Below are 18,136 nucleotides of genomic sequence, written 5' to 3'. Positions count from 1 at the left end.
GAGTCCGCGGTTGATCGAGGCGTCCCCTGCCATATGCGGCGGCGGGACCAAACGGTAGCCCCGCCGTGCCGAAAGGCCGGCCGGAGTCAGGGCTGCAGGATGAAATCCGCCACATCGTCGACGACGCCGGGGGCCAGCGGCAGCGCGGGATCGGCGTAGGTGGCGACATTGGCGGCGCGCTCGGCCGGGGCCACCTTCAGCACATGATTGACCCCGTCCCACAGCACCAGTCGCGCATCGGGCCGGGCCGCGGCCATGGCCTCGGCGTCGGCGACGGCGATCTGGATGTCGGTGGTGCCCTGGCCGATCAGCACCGGTCCGTCCCAGGCGGCGATCAGGGCCACGGGATCCAGCGCCAGCCACGAGATCAGATAGGGCTGGACCGACGGCCGGAACAGGGCCGCGAGCGCCGGGGGGGTGTCGGCGACGGTGCGGCCGGCCTCGAGCTCCGACAGGATGGCGAAGGCCTCGGTCTTCATCGGCTCGGGCAGTTGCGGGCCGAGCTGTTCGCGCAGGATGACCCCGGCCGGGCGTCCGGCCCCCGACAGCAGGACGAGGCCGCAGATGCTGTCTTCGTGACCGTCGGCGGCGGCCACGGCGATCAGGGCCCCCTCGCTGTGCCCGATCAACCAGGCGCAGGGCTGTCCGGTGCGGGCCGCGGCCTCGGCGGCCCAGGCGCGGGCATCCTCGACATAGGCGGTGATGCGCAGGTCGGCCTCCGAGGGCGCGGCGGCGGCGCTTTCACCGATGCCGCGTTTGTCGATGCGCACGGTGGCGATGCCCTGATCGGCCAGCCCCCGGGCCAGCAGGCGATAGGTCTGGGCGGTGATGCCGAGCGGGCTGTTGCCGTTGCGGTCGGTCGGCCCGGAGCCGGGCAGGATGACGGCGACGGCATGGGCGGTCCCGTCGGGGGTCAGCAGGGTGCCGTGCAGGGGGGCGGGCTGCGAGGGCAGGGTCAAGGCGGTCTCGACCGGACCGGTCGTCAGCAGGGTGGCGGCGAGGGCGAGGCTCAGCATGGCGAGGTCTCCGGTTTGAAGGGGGCGATCAGAAGGGTTGGCGGTCGGGATCGGAGCGCCACACGCGCCAGCTCTCGACCGCCGACCAGACGGCGGCGATCGTGACGGCGACGATCAGGGCGATCAGGGCGAAGGGCTGGACCGCCCAGGGCGCGGTGACCAGGCCGGCCAGGCCGATCAGGAAGAACAGGCGGCCCGCGAGGCGGTTGGAGCGGTCCCAGGCAAGGCGGCTCTTGTAGCTCCACGGCGTGCGCACCCCGACCACCGGATTGGGACCGACGCGGCCGAGAAAGGCCCCCGTCAGCAGAAAGATCAGGCTGAGACCGGCCATGGGGATGGCGGTGCGAATGGTGGTGGCGCCACTGAGGCTGGAGGCCCCGACGAACAGGGTGACGCCGGTCAGGGAGAGCAGGACGACCAGCTGGCCGAAGCGCAGGGCGCGGCGGCGGGCCGGGTCGTCGGCGCGGGCGGCATAGAGGCCAAGACCGCCGGCGATCAGCAGGTTGAACAGGCCGAGGCCGGCGATCATCAGACCGACCAGCTCGCGACCGGCCCAGTCGTCGGCGTCGCCGCGGATGTTCCAGTGCACCGGCATCAGCTCGGTCGGACCGGCGACCAGCACGCCGAGGCCGGTGCCGATGATCAGGATGCTGATGCCCCAGGTGGCGAGATCGAGGGCGGGGGTGCGGTTGGCGGCGGTCATGGGGTGGGCTCCGTATCGTCGGGGGCGGGGCCGCCCCCGCGCATGGCCATCAGGAAGGCGACGGCCTCCTCGACCGCCGAGATTTCGAGCCGGTAGCGGATCGTGGACCCGTCGCGCTCGGGCGAGACCAGGCCCGCGTCCTTCAGGGCGTTGAGGTGGCCGGTGATCGACGGCCAGCTCATGTCGAAGGCGGCGGCGATGTCGCCGGACGCGAGCGGGCCCTTGCGCAGCATCTCGATGATGCGGCGCCGGACCGGATGCGACAGGGCCTTGAACAGGGTGTTCATAGGACAAAGCCTAATTAGGAATAATCCTAATCGCAAGCGATTTCGGCAGGGGTCGCAGCGTCGCCGTCGCCCGGCGGGGACTCAACGGTCGTCCGGAACCACCCGGAACCGCTCGACCGTGTCGGGCACGAACAGGGGCGCGGGATCCCGGTCGACATCGAGCCAGGTCATCCAGGCGTCGCGCTCCAGCACCACCGGCGCGCGGTGGTGGTATTCGGCCAGCAGGCCGCTGGAGGGATGGGTCAGCACGGTGAAGCTGTCGACCGGGCCGGCGTCGGCGGTGTCGGCGTGGTCCCACAGGCCGGCGAACATCAGCAGGGGCTGGCCGTCGGCGCGCGAAAAGCGCCAGCGGGACTTTGCGCCCTTGTCACCGGTCCACTCATACCAGGCCGAGGCCGGGACCAGACAGCGACGGCGCGCGAAGGCACTGCGGAACACGGCGGACCCGGCGGCGGTCTCGGACCGGGCGTTGAAGGTGGTCAGTTTGAAGCCGTCGCCCTTGCCCTTTTCCGAGTCCTTCAGCGGCTTGCCCGAACGCCATCCGGGCACCAGACCCCAACGCATCCGCTCCAGCGCCCAGGCCCCGCCCTCCAGCCGCGCGGTCAACTGCCGGGTCGTCGGGCGCACGTCGTCATCGGGTTCGAGGTTGAGGGGCGGGGTGGTGATTTCGGCAAACACCGACAGTTGGGCATGGATGTCCGCCCAGGTCAGTTGCGAGGTGTCGAAGCGGCCGCACATGCGCCGACCCGGCTAGATCGAGAAGCTGACGCCGCAGCCGCAGCTGGAGGCGGCGTTGGGGTTGCGCACCACGAACTGGGCCCCGGCCAGTTCGTCGACGAAGGCGATCTCGGAACCCTTGAGGAAGGGGACGGAGACCGGGTCGACCAGGGCGGTCTGGCCGTCCAGCTCGATGCGCAGGTCATCGGCCTCGGCACTGTCGACCAGTTCGAACCGGTACTGGAAGCCGGAACAGCCGCCGCCGTCGACGGCGACGCGCAGCATCTGCGGGCGGCCCGCGGCTGTGGCCAGCTCGGCCAGACGTCGGGCGGCACCGGCGGACAGCAGGATGCCCTGAGGCGCGCGCGGCGCGATATCGAGCTTCGGGGCCGGAACGGCGGGGGATTGGACGGTACTCACAGGGGTCTATATGAGGTCGAAGCGGCCAATCGCAAAGGCCCGCGACCAACATGAAGCCGCTGCCTTGAGCCAGTCGACCGATCGCGCCCCCTTCGCCGAGACCCCGACAGCGTCGCGCGGGCGGCTGTTTCCGGAAAATGTCAGTCGCACCCGCACGGCCTTCGCCCGCGACCGCGACCGGATCATCCACGCTACCGCCTTCCGGCGGCTGAAGGAAAAGACCCAGGTGTTCGTGGCGCATGAGGGCGACCACTACCGCACCCGGCTGACCCATTCGCTGGAGGTGGCGCAGATCGCCCGGTCGATCGCGCACGCCCTGCGGCTGGACACCGACCTGGCCGAGACCGTGGCCCTGGCCCACGACCTGGGGCATCCGCCGTTCGGCCACGCCGGCGAGGACGAGTTGCAGGCGCAGATGGAGCCGTGGGGCGGGTTCGATCACAACGTCCAGACCTTCCGCGTGGTGACCCGGCTGGAAGAGCGCTATCCGGCCTTCGACGGCCTGAACCTGAGCTGGGAGACGGTCGAGGGGGTGATCAAGCACAACGGGCCGGTCAGCCATCGGCTGGACGAGCCGGCGTGGCGGGCCATCGCCGACTATGCGCCGGGCTGGGACCTGCGGCTGGACACCTTCGCCTCGCTGGAGGCCCAGGCGGCGGCGATCGCCGACGACATCGCCTACAACAACCACGACGTCGATGACGGGGTACAGGCGGGCCTGTTCAGTCTCGACGATCTGGCCCGGGTGCCGCTGATCGGGCCGATCCTGAGGGATACGCGGCGCGACTGGCCCGACCAGGACGAGCGGATGATCCGCATCGAGGCCGTGCGGCGCATGATCGGGGCGATGATCGAGGACGTGCTGGCCGAGACCGAGCGGCGACTGGCGGCTGACGGCATCACCGCGACCGAGGATGTGCGCACGGCGCGGCGGACGCTGGTGGCCTTTTCCGACGGCATGCTGGCGGATCTGGGCGTGCTGCGGAAATTCCTGTTCGAGCGGATGTACCGTCACTACCGGGTCAATCGCACCCGCAGCCAGGCGCGGCGGCTGCTGGGCGAGATGTTCCAGCTGTTCATGGCCGAGCCGGGCGTTCTGCCGCCGGAATGGTCGGAACGGGCGGCGGTCGAGGACCCGCACCGGCGGGCCCGGGCCGTATGCGACTATATCGCCGGAATGACCGACCGGTTCGCGATCGAGGAACACCGCAAATTGTTCAGCCTCGACCTGGGTCTCGATCTGTGATTCGAAAGCGGACCGGGGCAGAGTAGACTGGGCCCCCGACGCGTCGATTCGCGCCGGGCCGATTCACAAGGCGCGACCATGTCACACGAAGATCCCTATCGTCCGACCGGCGGCGGCGACCGCGACCGCGGTGCCTATACGCCGCCCACCGACGACGATCTGCCGTTCCAGCGCACCAGCTATGACGCGCGACGGGCCGGCGGCGGCCAGGGCGGCGGCGGCGGCAAGGCCCCGCCGGTGACCCTGATCATCAGCGGGGCGGTGCTGCTGCTGCTGATCATTGCCGTGGTGGTCTTCTACCGTTCGGGCCTGCGCTCCTCGACCGACGCGCCGCCGGCCGTGGGCACGCCGATCGGCGAGCTGAAGGTCGAGGCCCCGCTGGAGGCCCAGCCGGTCGACCCCGAGGCCGGGGTCAGTGTCTATGGCCCGCCGAGCGAGATTCCCGCCGACCCGACCTTCATCGCCCCGCCCGAGGCCGTGCAGCCGCGCCCGACGGCCCCGGCGACCCCGGCACCGGCCGCCCCGCCGGTCGCCGCGGCCCCGGCTCCGGTGGTGAAGGCCGAGACCCCGGCGGCTCCGGCCGGGGGCAGTTCGATCGTGCAGATCGGGGCCTTCTCGACCCCGGGCATCGCCGATCGCGAATATTCCGCCGTCGCCGCCCGCTTCCCGCAGTTCGCCGCCGGAGCGACCAAGCGGGTGCAGGAGGTCACCGCCTCCAACGGGTCGACCCTGTACCGCACCACCTTCGCCGGGCTGAGCCGTGACGACGCCCGGGCCTTCTGCGCCGCGATCAAGGCCGGTGGCGGCGATTGCCTGGTCCGCTAGGCCGTGACCTCGGCTGCCATCTACGGCTGTTCGGGACCTGAGCTGACCGCGGCGGAGCGCGCCTTCTTCGCCGAGACCCGGCCGTGGGGCTTCATCCTGTTCCGGCGCAATGTCGAGAGCCCGGACCAGGTGCGGGCCCTGGTGGCGGCCCTGCGTGACAGTATCGACGCGCCGGACGCCCCGGTGCTGATCGACCAGGAGGGCGGCCGGGTGCAACGGCTCGGGCCGCCACACTGGCCCAAATACCCGCCCGGCGACGCCTATCTTCAGGCTGCGGGGGACGTCGACACGGCCCGTGATCTGGTCCGTCAGGGCGCGCGACTGATGGCCCACGATCTGCAGGCGCTCGGGATCAATGTGGACTGTGTTCCCGTCCTCGATGTCCCGGTGCCGGGGGCGCACGACATCATCGGCGACCGCGCCTATGCCCGTGATCCGGAGACGGTGGCCCGGCTGGGCCGGGCGGCGGCCGAGGGCCTGTTGGCCGGAGGGGTGCTGCCGGTCATCAAACACATGCCGGGCCATGGCCGGGCCTTCGCCGACAGTCATCACGACCTGCCGGTGGTCCATGCCGATCTGGCGACGCTGGCGGCGTGGGATTTCGTGCCGTTCAGGGCCCTGTCCGACATGCCGATGGCCATGACCGCCCATGTGGTGTTCGACGCCATCGATCCGAAACGCCCGGCCACGACGTCGAAGAAGGCGATCCGGCTGATGCGCCGGGATCTCGGCTTTTCCGGCCTGATCGTGACCGACGACCTGTCGATGAAGGCGCTGTCCGGCACGCTGACCGAACGGGCCGGGGCGGCGCTTAAGGCCGGGTGCGACGTGGTGCTGCACTGCAACGGCGACCTCGAGGAGATGAAGCAGGTGGCCGCGGGTACCGGCAAGCTGAAGGGCAAGGCGGCGAAACGGGCCGCGGCGGCGCTGGCGCGGATCGTCCTGACGCCGGAGCCGCTGGACGCGGTGGCGGCCCGGGCGCGGTTCAAGGCGGCCATGGACGGGCAGATGGACGCAGCGCGGGGCCCCGATGTCGGGGAGGCGCAGGGATGACAGGTTCGACGCCCTTGCCCTGCATGGGGGGACGGAGATCGTCTGATGACTGAGGCCTTCCAGCCCAATCTGGATTTCACCGCCGTGGCCGAGGCCGTCGAGGCCGATGAGGGGTTCGTGGTCGACCTCGATGGCTATGAAGGCCCGCTGCATGTGCTGCTGGCGCTGGCGCGGACCCAGAAGGTCGATCTGCTGAAGCTGTCGATCACCCGATTGGCGGAACAGTATCTGGCCTTTGTGCATGAGGCGCGGCGGCGCAATTTCTCGCTGGCGGCCGACTATCTGGTGATGGCGTCGTGGCTGGCCTATCTGAAGTCGCGTCTGCTGCTGCCCCGCACCGAAAAGGCGCGGGACGCGGAGCTGCCGGCCGAGCAGATGGCGGCGGCCCTGGCGTTCCGGCTGCAGAAGCTGGAGGCGATGCGGCGTTCGGTCGAGGCCCTGACCAGCCGGCCGCTGCTGAAGCGGGACGTGTTCACGCGCGGCGACCCGGAGGCGACGGTGATCATCCCGTCCGACCGGATCGACACCAGCCTGTACGAACTGATGAGCGCCTATGTGACGCAGCGACGGCGCGAGGAACGGCGCAGCTATGCGCCGGGTCAGCGGGTCGAGGCCTTTCCGCTGGAGGCGGCGCGCGACTGGTTGCGGGACATTCTGCCGCGGCTGTCCGACTGGACGCCGCTGGAGCGGGTGGCCCCGGTCGCGGATGCGGAGGACGGGGAGCCCGGCCCGAGCCGCACCAGCTATCTGGCCTCGACCCTGTCGGCCAGTCTGGAGCTGGTGAAGGAGGGGGCGATGGACGTGCGCCAGTCCGAACCCTTCGCCCCGCTGTATCTGAAGCGGCGCGGGCAGGGCCTGCCGCTGGAGCTGACCCCGTGACCGACCTGCGCTTCGAACCTGACAGCCAGGAGATCGAACGCCGGGTCGAGGCCCTGCTGTTCGCGGCGGCCGGGCCGCTGTCGGCGGCCGAGATCGCGCGTCGCCTGCCCGAGGGGGCCGATGTCGGCGGGGCCATCGCCGGCCTGCGGACCCGCTATCAGGGGCGGGGGGTCGAGCTCGAGTGCGTGGCCGACCGCTGGCGCTTCCGCACCGCGCCGGACCTGAGTTTCATGATGACCGAGGAGCGCGAGGAGCCGCGGCGGCTGTCGAAGGCGGCGCTGGAGACCCTCGCCATCATCGCCTACCACCAGCCCTGCACCCGGGCCGAGGTCGAGAGCGTGCGCGGGGTGTCGCTGTCGCGCGGCACGCTGGATCTGCTGCTGGAGATGGGATTCGTGCGGTTGCGCGGGCGCCGGCGGACGCCGGGACGGCCGGTGACCTATGGCACCACCGACCGCTTCCTCGAGCATTTCAGCCTGGCCAGCCTGTATGACCTGCCCGGCGTGCAGGAGATGAAGGCGGCGGGCCTGCTGGACCTGTCGATCCCGGTCGGGTTCGAGGTGCCGGACCCCAGTCGGGGCGGCGATGACGAGGGTGACCTGCTGAGCTCCGGCGAGGACGACGGTCCCGAGTTCGCCCAGGATTTCGTGAGCGAGGACGGCAAGGACGGCTGATCCGCGCGGTGGATCAGTCCGTCAGGGCGCGCGGCAGTTTGAAGGTGACGGTCTCGCGTTCGCCCGCGTCCTCGACCACGGTGGCGTCGAAGCGGTCGGCGATGGCGTCGACCAGGGCGGCGATCAGCGGTTCGGGGGCCGAGGCTCCGGCGGTGACACCCACCGTCGAGACACCGTCGAACCAGCGCCAGTCTACATGGCCGGCATCGTCGACCAGCCGGGCGTCGCGGGCCCCGGCGCGGATGGCGACCTCGACCAGCCGGGCCGAGTTGGACGAATTCTTCGAACCGACCACCAGCACCAGGTCACAGCCCTCGCCCAGCCGCTTGACCGCTTCCTGTCTGTTGGTTGTGGCGTAGCAGATGTCTTCCTTGTGGGGGTCGGGCAGCTCCGGGAAGCGCCGCTTGAGCACGGCGAGGATCTCGGCGGTGTCGTCGACCGACAGGGTGGTCTGGGTGGCGTAGGCCAGGGCGGCGTCCCCGGGACGCTGGAAGGCCTCGGCGTCGGCGACAGTCTCGACCAGGCTGATCGCCCCCGGCGGCAGCTGGCCCATGGTGCCGACCACCTCGGGGTGGCCGGTGTGGCCGATCAGGATGATGTGGCGACCGGCGGCATGATGCCGCTCGGCCTCGACATGGACCTTGGAGACCAGCGGGCAGGTGGCGTCGAGGAAGAACAGGTCGCGGGCCCGGGCTCCGGCCGGCACCGACTTGGGCACGCCGTGGGCCGAGAAGACGACGGGCCGGTCGTCCGGGCATTCGTCGAGTTCGCGCACGAACACGGCACCCATGGCCTTGAGCCGTTCGACGACATGGCGATTGTGGACGATCTCGTGCCGGACATAGACGGGAGCGCCGTATTTCTCGAGCGCGCGTTCGACGATCTGGATGGCCCGGTCGACCCCGGCGCAGAAGCCGCGCGGCGTCGCCAGACGGATGGTCAGGGGGCGGGGGCCGGTCCGGGGGATGGGGGTGTGGATCGTCATGGCCGCAATCTAGGGCTTCGACGCGCCCGCCGCCACCGTCCCGACGGGATGCGGGGTCCGGGAAGCGCCGGGCGTGGCGTTTGCCGCGCCTCGCTTTAGCCGCTATCAGACACCAGCGTATCGGACCGCGTCGGTCCTCGTCGCGTTACTCCTCGATTGCCGGATTTGAACCTGATGCGTCGCGTGCTCCCCGTTCTTGCTGTTTCCGTCGTGCTGGCGGGCCTGCTGCCCGCCGTGGCCATGGCCCAGACCTCGAGCCGTCCCCTGCCCACCGGCGGCCGACCGGGTCAGAGCCAGGACCCGAGCCAGACCGGTCAGGCCAGTGACACGCCCATCGTCGACTCGGCCCCGCGTATCGCCCCGCTGAGCCGCCGGGTCAACGCCGGCCCGTGCCCCTATGTGAAGATCCTGTACGACGCGGCCCGCTATGTCGAACTGGCCGACAATCGCGCCGCCACGGCCAATGTCGGCTACACCGGCGAGATCGAGGGGCTGGCGGCGGACTGCTCCTACCGGGGGACCGATCCGATCACCGTCCAGATCAACCTGCTGTTCAACCTGGGCCGCGGGCCGATGGCGGCGGCCGGGAACCACACCTACCGCTACTGGATCGCCGTGACCGAGCGGAACCGGGCGATCCTGGCGAAACAGTATTTCGACCTGCCGGTCGATTTCCGCGGCGGGGAGACGGCCTCGGCCACCCAGGAGCAGACCATCGTCATTCCGCGCGCCGCGGCGACGACCAGTGGTGACAATTTCGAGATCCTGGTCGGCTTCGACGTCACCCAGGAAATGGCCGAGTTCAACCGCACCGGCAGCCGGTTCCGCATCAATGCCGGACAGGCCCAGGCCGAGGCCACCGACCCGCAATGACCGATCTGAAATCGTCCCTGGGCGAAGCGGTCGCGGCCGCCTTCGCCGCCGAAGGCGTGGACGCGGCGCTGGCGCGGGTCACCGTCTCCGACCGGCCCGACCTGGCCGATTTCCAGTCCAACGGGGCGCTGGCCGCGGCCAGGGCGCTGAAGGCCAATCCGCGTGAGCTGGCCGGCCGGGTGGCCGAGCGGCTGAAGGCCGATCCGCGCCTGGCGCTGGTCGAGGTGGCCGGACCGGGTTTCATCAATTTCAAACTGACCGATGCGGCCCTGGCCGAACGGGCCGCCGCGGTGGCCGCCGACCAGGCGCGGGCCGGTGCCGGGGCCGTGGCAACGCCGCGCCGGGTGATTATCGACTATGCCGGGCCCAATGTGGCCAAGCCGATGCACGTCGGCCATCTGCGCAGCTCGATCATCGGCGAGAGCCTGAAGCGACTGTTCCGCTTCCGCGGTGACATCGTGTGGGGCGACGCACATTTCGGCGACTGGGGTTTCCAGATGGGGCTGCTGATCGTGGCCGTCGGCGACGAGGGCGGCGCGGCGGCCTTCATGGCCGAGGGCGACGGGCCGTTTCCGGCCGAGCCCCCGGTCACCCTGGAGGATCTGGAGCGGCTGTATCCGGCCGCCGCGACCCGGGCCAAGGAAGACCTCGAATTCCGTGACCGCGCCCGCAGGGCGACGGCCGAGCTGCAGGCCGGTCGTCCCGGCTATCGCGCCCTGTGGTCCCATTTCGTCGCCGTCAGCCGCACCGCCCTGGAGCGGGAGTTCGCGGCCCTGGGGGTGACGTTCGACCTGTGGAACGGCGAGAGCGACGCCGATCCGGTGATGGCCGGGATGATCGCCGATCTTGAGGCCAAGGGGCTGCTGGTCGAGGACGACGGGGCCCGGGTGGTTCACGTGGCCCGGCCCGGCGAGACCCGCAAGCGCAAGCTGGCCGACGGCAGTGTGATGGAGGCTCCCAGCCCGCCGCCGCTGCTGGTCATCTCGCGTGACGGCTCGGCCATGTACGGGACCACCGACCTGGCCACCATCGTCGACCGGCGTCAGGCCATCGACCCCGAACTGATCCTCTATGTCGTCGACGAACGACAGGCCGAGCATTTCGAACAGGTGTTCCGCGCCGCCATCCTGGCCGGCTATGCGACGCCCGGGTCACTGGAGCATCTCGGTTTCGGCACGATGAACGGGCCGGACGGCAAGCCGTTCAAGACCCGCGCCGGCGGGGTGCTGAAGCTGCACGACCTGATCACCCTGGCCACCGACAAGGCCCGGGCGCGCTTGCAGGAGTCCGGCCTCGGGGCCGACCTGCCACCCGAAGAGTTCGAGGCCATCGCCCACAAGGTGGCGATCGCGGCCTTGAAATTCGCCGACCTGTCGAACGCCCGCACCACCAGCTACGTCTTCGACCTCGACCGCTTCATGAGCTTCGAGGGCAAGACCGGGCCGTATCTGCTGTACCAGGCGGTGCGGATCAAATCCCTGCTGCGCAAGGCGGCCGATCAGGGCGCGACCCCGGCGGCGATCGTCGTGGCCGAGCCGGCCGAGCGTGATCTGGCCCTGACGCTGGACGCCTTCGACCAGGCGGTCAGCGACGCCTACGACAAGCGCGCGCCGCATCTGCTGGCCGAACATGCCTATCGGCTGGCCCAGGCCTTTTCGAAATTCTACGCGGCCTGCCCGGTGCTGGTGGCCCCCGACGCTGCCAGCCGGGGCTCGCGTATCGCCCTGTCGCAGGCGGCGCTGGACCAGCTGGAACTGACCCTGTCCCTGCTGGGCATCGACACGCCCGAGCGGATGTAGGTTAGACTGGCGACCTGCTTCCGGAGTCTGCCATGTCCCTCGACGCCTATATCGCCGGCCTGCCCAAGGCCGAACTGCACCTGCATATCGAGGGCAGTCTCGAGCCCGAACTGATGTTCGAGCTGGCGCGGCGCAACGGTGTGGCGATTCCGTACGCCAGCGTCGAGGCCGTGCGGGCCGCCTATGACTTTTCCAACCTGCAGGACTTTCTCGACATCTATTATGCCGGGGCGGCGGTGCTGCTGCAGCGCCAGGATTTCGCGGACCTGGCCTTCGCCTATTTCCAGCGCGCGGCGGCCGACACTGTCCGCCATGCCGAGATCTTCTTCGACCCCCAGACCCATACCGACCGCGGCGTGGCGATGGAGACGGTGATCGAGGGGCTGCTGGACGGGATGGGTCGGGCCGAGCGCGAGCTGGGCGTGACCTCCAAACTGATCCTGTGCTTCCTGCGCCATCTGGATGAAGACGCCGCCTTCGCCACGCTAAAGGCGGCCGAGCCGTGGCTGGACCGGATCGCCGGGGTCGGGCTGGATTCGTCCGAGGTGGGTCATCCGCCGTCGAAATTCCAGCGCGTGTTCGAGGCGGCCGGGGCCCTGGGCCTGAAGCGCGTCGCCCACGCGGGTGAGGAGGGACCGCCGGCCTATGTCGCCGAGGCGCTGGACCTGCTGCACATCGACCGGCTGGATCACGGCAATCGCTCGCTGGAGGACCCGGCGCTGGTGGCGCGGCTGAAGGCCAGCCAGATGACCCTGACCGTCTGTCCGCTGTCGAACCTGAAACTGTGCGTGGTCAAGGATCTGAAGGATCATCCGGTGCCGGAGATGCTGCGCCAGGGCCTGCATGTGACCCTGAACTCGGACGATCCGGCCTATTTCGGCGGCTATGTGAATGACAACTACCGTCGCCTGGCCGCGGCGGTAGGCCTGACGCGCGAACAGCTGACGGCCATGGCCCGTAACAGTTTCGAGGGGGCCTTCCTGTCCGAGGCGGAAAAGGCTGTTCACATCGCTGCGGTCGACGCCTGGGCGGCCGGCTGACACGAAAACCGCCGCGGAGCCCGGGCCCCGCGACGGTCTGATCGATCAGAAGTCCGCCTGGATCAATCGTCGTGATCGCGATCGCGGCGTTGGTCGCGACGATCATGGTCGCGGTGGTTCCGGTCGTCGCGGTCCCACCGGTCGTTGTTGCGACGGTCCCGTGCACGCTCGAAGCGGGTGATCTGCCCGGTGCGGGCGTCGACCCTCAGGCTTACGCGCTGGCCGTTATCGGTGCGGCCGATCATGTCGTAGTGGTTGCCGCGACGGTTCGCCGACTGAACACGGACGCCCTGGCGTTGGGCGATGCGGATCGCCTGACGCTCGGAGATGCGGCGATGGCTGTCGCGACGGTCGCCGTAACGATTGTCGTCGTACCGGCCGTTGTACTGACCGTTGTACGGGCTGTAGCTGCTGCTGGTCTGGGCCTGGACCACCGCACCGAGGATTTCCGGCCAGCTCTGGGCGGCGGCGCTGGTCGCGGGGATCATCAAGGCAACCGCGGCAGCGGCGGCGAGCAGGGGGCGGTACGTCATGGTCGGTACTCCTTTTGACCTGCCGCCAACCTCGGCTCCCGCGCGTGAACCCGCTCTGAACGGACCTGTTATCTCCCGGGCGGCTCGCCATCGGCCTGGATCTGCACCGTCAGGACATAGCGGTCGATGATCTGGTCGGGCTCCCACGGGCGGGCCTCGACCAGGGTCAGGGTCTCCTCACCCGGTTGCAGCGCGTGATAGATGAACACCTGCCAGCTGCTGTTGCCGGTGCTGCCCGGGTTCTGCCCGGCGCGGTCGGCCGGTGCCCAGAGCACGTCGTCGCGGCGGATCAGGGTCGGGGCGGCGGCCTCGCGCCATTCGAACCGGGACTGCATCTCCAGGGCCAGGGTCTGGTCGACCCGCAATTCGACATGACCGCTGTCACCGACCGGCCGGACATGGACCGCGTCGCCCGGCGCTGGCGGCGGGTCGACCGGCGTGAGGTCGGGTCCCGGTTGCCGGCCGCAGGCTGTCAGGCCGAGAAACAGGACGACGAGGGCGAGACGGGTCACGGTCCCGGGTCCCGCAGGGCTTCGACCACGCTCTCATGCAGGTTCCATTTTTCGCTGCCGTCGGGGGCGCGCGAGCGGATGTTGGCGATGCGTCCGTGATCGTCGAGCAGGAAGTCCAGATCGACCGGCTCGCCGAAATTGGTGAAGCGGACGCGCACGCCCGGCCGGCCGTCGCTTCCGGCCTCGTGGAAGGCATAGGTGATCGCCGACAGCGCCGCATCCTGGCCGTCGACGAGGTAGCCGAACCCGATGCCGTAGCTGCCCGGCCGGCTGTACAGACGGATCATGTCCGCGGCCAGGCCGGGGCTGAACCAGGCGTTGGCACTGGCGGGATCGGCCTCATCGATGGTCACGTCGGTTTCGTACAGGCTGCGGATCCGGGAGACGGCGGCGGCCCCGTCGAAGTCGGACTGATGGTGGTCGGCGAGCGCCTCCGGCGCTGCAGGCGCAGGCAGTCCCCCGGCCAGGGCCGTGCCGGCTATCCCGAGGACGGCGAAGAACGCCGTCAGGCCTGAATGGCGCGCCCGGCGGTACCGGGCGGAGGCGGTGTCCATGATGACAGCTCCTTCTGTGGTGTCGGGATCGTAGGACAGGTGGAAAATACCTGCAAAGAACGGTGATTTACGGAGCCCGTCAGTCATAGCCGCTGCTGAGGTAGCCGACGGGCCGGGGGATGCAGGGGCGACCGTTTACGGGCCAGTCCACGGTTGCATAACCGCTGCCGGGTGTGGTCGGGCCGTAGCTGGTGAGGCCGCCAACGCTCCAGCCTCGCCCCTGGTTGGCGCTGGCAGGACAGAAATAGAGGCTGGAGGTGTCGGGCCGGTCATGGCGGTCGCGCCGGGCGAGCCGCCGGAGGTGGCGCAGTTCGGCGCGACGCGACTCCAGGCAGACCTGATCATAGCCGCGAAACCGGCCATTCCGGTCCTCGACAGAGCAGATTTCATAGTCACCTGAACCCAGTGTTTGCGCCCGGACCGGCGACACGATGGCCAGGCCGATCACCAGAACCGACAGGACGACAGTCGGTATAACCTTGTAATTTAAAAGCCCGTCCAAGGGTTGCCAAGCTTTGATTCCGGTCATTAGGTTCAATCCGGGGCTGCACCAGGGGCCGCAGGTTTGCGGCGGAGGATTGTGGAATGACGCCGGAACTGGAGCGTCTGCTGGGAGCCATGTCGCTCGCGCAACGCGGCAACGGCGCGGTTCTGGAGGCCTATGCGGCCTTCGTTCGCTCATGCGGCCTGGACCATTTCGTTCTGGGGCTGGCCACGGGCGATCCCGTTCGCGGGCAGGCGGTCGAAATCCAGACTTCCCTGCCCGACGCCTGGATGGAGGAATATGCCGCCCTCGATCACGTCAGCCATGATTACGTCGTGCAACAGATGGCCGATCTGGGCCCGGACCGGCCGCTGCTGACGACGGCCTGGGGCCAGGCCACGGCCGATCAGCCCGAGGTCAGTGCCCGGACCGGCCAGGTGTTGCGCGGCGTCGCCGACGCCGGTCTGGGTGACGCCCTGTCGTTCATGGGGCAGGGGGTGGCCGGCGGTGACCAGACCTGGTTTGCCGCCACCTTCGGCTGCCGGCGAACCAGGCGGGAGGCGGTGCTGGAACGGGTTGAGGCCCGTCGCAACGAACTGCTGATCGCTTCGTTCGCCATGTTTCCCTATCTGCGGCCCGCGCTGGAGCGTCGTCACGCCGGAATCGACGAGGCCCTGACCGCTCGCGAGATCGATGTGCTGGCACGCTTTTCCCAGGGTCTGAGGCCGGACCGCATCGCGCACCGGATGGGGATTTCGAAACGCACGGTCGACATGCATTCGGTCAATGCGCGCCGCAAGCTGAAGGCCCGCACCCTGGCCGAGGCGACCGCCAAGGCCGTCCGGTTCGATCTGATCTGAGCGCGACATGGGGTCAGGGTCTGCCTGAATTCCGGTGCTGACCAGCTGTGAGTTTTCACAGGTCGTGCCGGAGCGCGAATGTTGGGAAGGTGCGCCATCGCGCGCCTACAGGAGGGTCGGATGGAACATCAATTGACGGTCGGGCTGCTCGCCCTGGCCCTGGGCCTGCCGACGCTGCCCCAGACGGCGCGGGCACAGGAGCCGCTGCCCGCGGCGACCTTCCGGCTTCATTGTTTCGACAATGGTGCCCAGGCGACTGCGGCCGAGGCGGAAGGGGTCATGGCCCTGCTGGAATTTGCGGAAATCCATGACGGCGAGCCGGTCTATCTGGACGCGGTCATCGAGGCCGATGCCGGGGCGGGGGGCTGTAGTCGCGACCTGTCAGAGTTTCCCGATCAACCGGAGGCGGGACCGGGGCGGGCCCGGATCAGCATCGATCCCTGCCGCGTCGCCCCGCGCCGTCGCGAGGCGGGCCGGCACTGCTGGCGGGCCGGCATGGTCGATGTTCAGGCCCTCGGCCCGCCGATGGTGCTGGTCAATTCGATCGTGCTGCCGGCGCAGGCCGACATTCCGGAAAACCTGCCGTACCGGATCGGGGGCTATGGTGACTGGCTCAACTACCAGGGGCCGTTCATCGTGCATTTCCATTCAGGCACCGGCTACAGCTACGCCACCTTCCATGTGCCGGACGGAGCCCTGCCCGGCCTCTGGGAGCGGGCCCGGGTCAATGCTGACCTCTGGAAACAGGCCCGGGCGGCCCCCTAGAACCGCCGACCGGCGGCCGACCCACCGCGCGGGCGCGTCCCCGTGGCGCTTGACTCGCAGGCGGAGTCGGGGAAAGGGTCGCTCGCTCTCGCGGGAGAGATCGGCGGCCCTTCGGGACTGCCGGGGCCGAAGGCGCAACCGCCCCGGAAACGCTCAGGCAAACGGACCGCGAGGACATTCGGACGCTGGAAAGTCGCCCAGGAATTCGTTCCCGGGGCGCGCCGACGGAGCAAGGTGACGACCGGGGCCGATGCCCCTGCCGGTGCCGGAATCTCTCAGGCTTCAGGACAGCGGGGGCGCGAGGACGGCGGAGCTTTCCGCCCCAGTACGCGACTCTGAAAGACCGACATGACCGATCAGACTCTCAAGACCACCGCCCTGAACGCCGCACACCGGGCCCTCGGCGCACGCATGGTCGGCTTCAGCGGCTATGACATGCCGGTCCAGTATGAGGGCGTGCTGGCCGAGCACCGCTGGACCCGCGAACACGCCGGGCTGTTCGATGTCTCGCATATGGGCCAGTGCAGGCTGACCGGGGCCGACGCGGTGGCCCAGTTCGAACGGTTCGTGCCCGGCGACTATGCGATCCTGAAGGCCGGGCGTCAGAAATACTCGCTGCTGCTGAACGCCGAGGGCGGCATCCTCGACGACCTGATGGCGGGGCGGCCCGACCACGACGGCCTGTTCATCGTCTTCAACGCCGGCAACAAGGACGCCGATGTCGCCTTCCTGAAGCCGCAACTGTCCGGGGATGCGACCCTGACGGTGCTGGACGACCGGGCCCTGATCGCCATCCAGGGGCCTGAGGCGGCCGAGGTCATGATCAAGCACGAGCCGGTGCTGGCCGAGTTCGGCTTCATGGACTGCGCCCGGCTGATGCTGTTCGGGGTCGACTGCTTCATCTCCCGCTCCGGCTACACCGGTGAGGACGGGTTCGAGATCTCGGTGCCCAACGCCGATGCCGAACGCATCTGGAACCTGTTGCTGGAAGATGCCCGGGTCAAGCCGATCGGCCTGGGCGCGCGGGATTCCCTGCGTCTGGAAGCCGGCCTGCCGCTGCACGGCCACGACATCGACGCCACGACCAGCCCGGTCGAGGCGGCCCTGACCTTCGCCCTGTCCAAATCGCGCAAGGAGCGCGCCGACTTCAACGGGGCCGACCGTATCCTCAGGGAACTGGCGGACGGCCCGGCGCGGGTTCGCGTCGGCCTGAGCGTCAAGGCGGGGCCCCCGGCCCGCGAGGGGGCCGAGATCGCCGACATGGACGGCAAGGTCATCGGCACCGTCACCTCGGGCGGTCCGTCGCCGACCCTCGGCCGCAACATCGCCATGGGCTATGTGTCCCCGGCCTTCGCCGATCTGGGCACCGACCTGCAGGTGATCGTGCGCGGCAAGCCCGCCGCCGCCGAGGTCGTGGCCATGCCCTTCGTCGCCCAACGCTATTATCGCAAACCCAAGGTCTAGGATCATCACCATGCGCTTCACCAAGGATCACGAGTGGGTTCGTCTCGAGGGCGACGTCGCCACGGTCGGCATCACCAAGCACGCCGCAGACGCCCTGGGCGATGTGGTGTTCGTCGAAACTCCGGACGCCGGCAAGACCGTCGGCCAGGGGGACAGCTTCGCTGTCGTCGAGAGCGTCAAGGCGGCCTCGGACGTCTATGCGCCGGTCGCCGGCGAGGTGATCGAGGGCAATCCCGTGCTGGCCTCGGCCCCCGAGACCGTCAATGCCGATCCCGAGGGCGACGGCTGGTTCGGCAGGATCAAGGTGTCAGATGCGTCCCAGGTCGAGGCCCTGATGGACCGCGCCGCCTATGACGCGTTCCTCGCGACGCTCTGATTGCTTTCCGCTCATCCCGGCGAAAGCCGGGACCCAGTCCTGTCGTGAGGCAGTGTGCATGGGATGAGCGG

General features: G+C 69.5%; 22 protein-coding genes and 2 riboswitches. Of the genes, 12 read left to right on the top strand and 10 right to left on the bottom strand.

The window, feature by feature from the left end; translation table 11 throughout:
* Positions 1–86 precede the first annotated feature (86 nt).
* The 5 genes from AACZ75_RS04350 to AACZ75_RS04330 all read right to left on the bottom strand — a co-directional run bounded on the left by AACZ75_RS04350 (position 87) and on the right by AACZ75_RS04330 (position 3,098).
* A complete protein-coding gene (locus tag AACZ75_RS04350) occupies positions 87–1,016 on the bottom strand; it encodes an alpha/beta fold hydrolase (protein ID WP_339871475.1) in 930 nt (309 codons plus the stop codon).
* A 28-nt stretch (positions 1,017–1,044) separates the two neighbouring features.
* The gene (locus tag AACZ75_RS04345; protein ID WP_339871474.1) at positions 1,045–1,719 is read right to left on the bottom strand and encodes an SdpI family protein; all 675 of its coding nucleotides are present in this window, start codon (positions 1,717–1,719) and stop codon (positions 1,045–1,047) included.
* Positions 1,716–2,006, bottom strand: a complete 291-nt coding sequence (locus AACZ75_RS04340) for a metalloregulator ArsR/SmtB family transcription factor (RefSeq protein ID WP_339871473.1) — start codon at positions 2,004–2,006, stop codon at positions 1,716–1,718. The genes AACZ75_RS04345 and AACZ75_RS04340 overlap by 4 nt, the downstream gene beginning before the upstream one ends.
* Positions 2,007–2,087: 81 nt before the next feature.
* Positions 2,088–2,744, bottom strand: coding sequence for an SOS response-associated peptidase (locus AACZ75_RS04335; RefSeq protein WP_339871472.1), 657 nt, complete (start codon positions 2,742–2,744; stop codon positions 2,088–2,090).
* A gap of 12 nt (positions 2,745–2,756) precedes the next feature.
* Complete coding sequence (locus tag AACZ75_RS04330) at positions 2,757–3,098, bottom strand: iron-sulfur cluster assembly accessory protein (protein WP_339871873.1); 342 nt, start codon at positions 3,096–3,098, stop codon at positions 2,757–2,759.
* Between the two features lie 109 nt (positions 3,099–3,207).
* Between AACZ75_RS04330 and AACZ75_RS04325 the strand changes: the two genes are divergently transcribed.
* The 5 genes from AACZ75_RS04325 to scpB all read left to right on the top strand — a co-directional run bounded on the left by AACZ75_RS04325 (position 3,208) and on the right by scpB (position 7,820).
* The gene (locus tag AACZ75_RS04325) at positions 3,208–4,389 is read left to right on the top strand and encodes a deoxyguanosinetriphosphate triphosphohydrolase (RefSeq protein WP_339871471.1); all 1,182 of its coding nucleotides are present in this window, start codon (positions 3,208–3,210) and stop codon (positions 4,387–4,389) included.
* A gap of 78 nt (positions 4,390–4,467) precedes the next feature.
* A complete protein-coding gene (locus tag AACZ75_RS04320) occupies positions 4,468–5,214 on the top strand; it encodes an SPOR domain-containing protein (RefSeq protein ID WP_339871470.1) in 747 nt (248 codons plus the stop codon).
* 3 nt (positions 5,215–5,217) lie between these two features.
* Positions 5,218–6,267, top strand: coding sequence for a beta-N-acetylhexosaminidase (nagZ, locus tag AACZ75_RS04315; RefSeq protein WP_339871469.1), 1,050 nt, complete (start codon positions 5,218–5,220; stop codon positions 6,265–6,267).
* Between the two features lie 45 nt (positions 6,268–6,312).
* Positions 6,313–7,146 (top strand): ScpA family protein, encoded by an 834-nt coding sequence (locus AACZ75_RS04310; protein WP_339871468.1) that lies wholly within the window; start codon positions 6,313–6,315, stop codon positions 7,144–7,146.
* Positions 7,143–7,820: an SMC-Scp complex subunit ScpB gene (gene scpB, locus AACZ75_RS04305; RefSeq protein ID WP_339871467.1), complete on the top strand. Its 678-nt coding sequence runs from the start codon at positions 7,143–7,145 to the stop codon at positions 7,818–7,820. Before AACZ75_RS04310 ends, scpB begins: the two co-directional genes overlap by 4 nt.
* Before the next feature lie 13 nt (positions 7,821–7,833).
* Here scpB and ispH read toward each other — a convergent pair whose 3' ends face one another.
* A complete protein-coding gene (gene ispH, locus AACZ75_RS04300; RefSeq protein WP_339871466.1) occupies positions 7,834–8,805 on the bottom strand; it encodes a 4-hydroxy-3-methylbut-2-enyl diphosphate reductase in 972 nt (323 codons plus the stop codon).
* Between the two features lie 174 nt (positions 8,806–8,979).
* On the opposite strand from ispH, the gene AACZ75_RS04295 reads away from it, so the two are divergent.
* From AACZ75_RS04295 to AACZ75_RS04285, 3 genes are read left to right on the top strand one after another with little or no spacing between them, the layout of a single operon-like run.
* Positions 8,980–9,678: a Tat pathway signal sequence domain protein gene (locus AACZ75_RS04295; RefSeq protein ID WP_339871464.1), complete on the top strand. Its 699-nt coding sequence runs from the start codon at positions 8,980–8,982 to the stop codon at positions 9,676–9,678.
* Entirely contained in the window at positions 9,675–11,477 is a 1,803-nt protein-coding gene (argS, locus tag AACZ75_RS04290; RefSeq protein ID WP_339871463.1) for an arginine--tRNA ligase, read from the top strand. Before AACZ75_RS04295 ends, argS begins: the two co-directional genes overlap by 4 nt.
* A gap of 32 nt (positions 11,478–11,509) precedes the next feature.
* Positions 11,510–12,517: an adenosine deaminase gene (locus AACZ75_RS04285; protein ID WP_339871462.1), complete on the top strand. Its 1,008-nt coding sequence runs from the start codon at positions 11,510–11,512 to the stop codon at positions 12,515–12,517.
* A gap of 62 nt (positions 12,518–12,579) precedes the next feature.
* Here the strand turns inward: AACZ75_RS04285 and AACZ75_RS04280 are convergent, their stop codons facing one another.
* From AACZ75_RS04280 to AACZ75_RS04265, 4 genes are all read right to left on the bottom strand, one after another.
* Positions 12,580–13,050 (bottom strand): hypothetical protein, encoded by a 471-nt coding sequence (locus tag AACZ75_RS04280; protein ID WP_339871461.1) that lies wholly within the window; start codon positions 13,048–13,050, stop codon positions 12,580–12,582.
* 68 nt (positions 13,051–13,118) lie between these two features.
* Entirely contained in the window at positions 13,119–13,562 is a 444-nt protein-coding gene (locus AACZ75_RS04275; RefSeq protein WP_339871459.1) for a protease inhibitor I42 family protein, read from the bottom strand.
* Positions 13,559–14,116 carry a hypothetical protein gene (locus AACZ75_RS04270; protein WP_339871457.1) on the bottom strand — a complete coding sequence of 186 codons (558 nt, stop codon included), beginning with the start codon at positions 14,114–14,116 and terminating at the stop codon, positions 13,559–13,561. Before AACZ75_RS04270 ends, AACZ75_RS04275 begins: the two co-directional genes overlap by 4 nt.
* A 79-nt stretch (positions 14,117–14,195) precedes the next feature.
* The gene (locus tag AACZ75_RS04265) at positions 14,196–14,645 is read right to left on the bottom strand and encodes a hypothetical protein (RefSeq protein ID WP_339871456.1); all 450 of its coding nucleotides are present in this window, start codon (positions 14,643–14,645) and stop codon (positions 14,196–14,198) included.
* A gap of 56 nt (positions 14,646–14,701) precedes the next feature.
* Between AACZ75_RS04265 and AACZ75_RS04260 the strand changes: the two genes are divergently transcribed.
* The 4 genes from AACZ75_RS04260 (at position 14,702) to gcvH (ending at position 18,065) form a co-directional block, all read left to right on the top strand.
* Positions 14,702–15,460 (top strand): LuxR C-terminal-related transcriptional regulator, encoded by a 759-nt coding sequence (locus AACZ75_RS04260; RefSeq protein WP_339871455.1) that lies wholly within the window; start codon positions 14,702–14,704, stop codon positions 15,458–15,460.
* A 120-nt stretch (positions 15,461–15,580) separates the two neighbouring features.
* Positions 15,581–16,225: a hypothetical protein gene (locus AACZ75_RS04255; RefSeq protein ID WP_339871454.1), complete on the top strand. Its 645-nt coding sequence runs from the start codon at positions 15,581–15,583 to the stop codon at positions 16,223–16,225.
* 81 nt (positions 16,226–16,306) lie between these two features.
* Positions 16,307–16,404: riboswitch (glycine riboswitch) on the top strand.
* Positions 16,405–16,408: 4 nt separating this feature from the next.
* A riboswitch (glycine riboswitch) is annotated at positions 16,409–16,518 on the top strand.
* 55 nt (positions 16,519–16,573) lie between these two features.
* Positions 16,574–17,689, top strand: a complete 1,116-nt coding sequence (gene gcvT, locus AACZ75_RS04250; protein WP_339871453.1) for a glycine cleavage system aminomethyltransferase GcvT — start codon at positions 16,574–16,576, stop codon at positions 17,687–17,689.
* A gap of 10 nt (positions 17,690–17,699) precedes the next feature.
* Positions 17,700–18,065 carry a glycine cleavage system protein GcvH gene (gene gcvH / locus AACZ75_RS04245; RefSeq protein ID WP_339871452.1) on the top strand — a complete coding sequence of 122 codons (366 nt, stop codon included), beginning with the start codon at positions 17,700–17,702 and terminating at the stop codon, positions 18,063–18,065.
* The last annotated feature ends 71 nt before the right edge of the window (positions 18,066–18,136 follow it).

It is taken from the genome of uncultured Brevundimonas sp., from assembly GCF_963975535.1.
GTDB lineage: Bacteria > Pseudomonadota > Alphaproteobacteria > Caulobacterales > Caulobacteraceae > Brevundimonas.
This window is presented reverse-complemented; position numbering and strand designations above follow the sequence as displayed.